Source organism: Pseudomonas sp. K5002 (assembly GCF_013386655.1).
Classification (GTDB): Bacteria; Pseudomonadota; Gammaproteobacteria; order Pseudomonadales; family Pseudomonadaceae; genus Aquipseudomonas.
In genome coordinates this window covers 2,425-2,883 of record NZ_JACARK010000442.1, presented here as the reverse complement: position 1 = coordinate 2,883, position 459 = coordinate 2,425, and the positions used below count along the sequence as shown (strand labels likewise).

Annotated in this window: 1 pseudogene; it reads left to right on the top strand. The window is 64.1% G+C overall.

What is annotated here, in order from left to right:
- Nucleotides 1–429, top strand: a pseudogene (locus HX846_RS19920) (response regulator); the annotation flags it as partial.
- Nucleotides 430–459 lie beyond the last annotated feature (30 nt).

The window sequence follows — 459 nt, the reverse complement described above, 5'->3', positions numbered from 1 at the left end:
GACGCAGTCAAGCCGGCCCCGGTGGCCGCGCCCAGCAAAGGCCTGCTCAACAGCCCGCCGGTGCAGGTGGCTGCGGCAGCGTCGCCTGCCAGCGGTCGTGGCCAGGGCCAGCTGCGCTTGTCCAGTGGCACCCAGCAGTGTGTGATCAAGGCCCTGAGCATCAAGGAGGCGCTGCTGGTGGTGCGTCGTGGTGAAATCCTGCCTCAGGTACTGGAAAGCGCCGTGCTCGACCTGGAGCAGGGTGAGAACGCTGAAGTGGCGCGTCTCAATGGCTACCTGCATGCCGTGGTGGCCTACGAGCCCAAGCCCGACAGTGACTGGCTGCAACTGACCTTCCGGTTTATCGACCAGGATGCGCAGAAGCTTGACTACATTTCGCGGCTGATCGCCCGCGGGACCGCACAGAAGCATTTTGTGCCGGGTGCGTGACTTGATGGGGTCTCCAAAAAACCTGTGGCG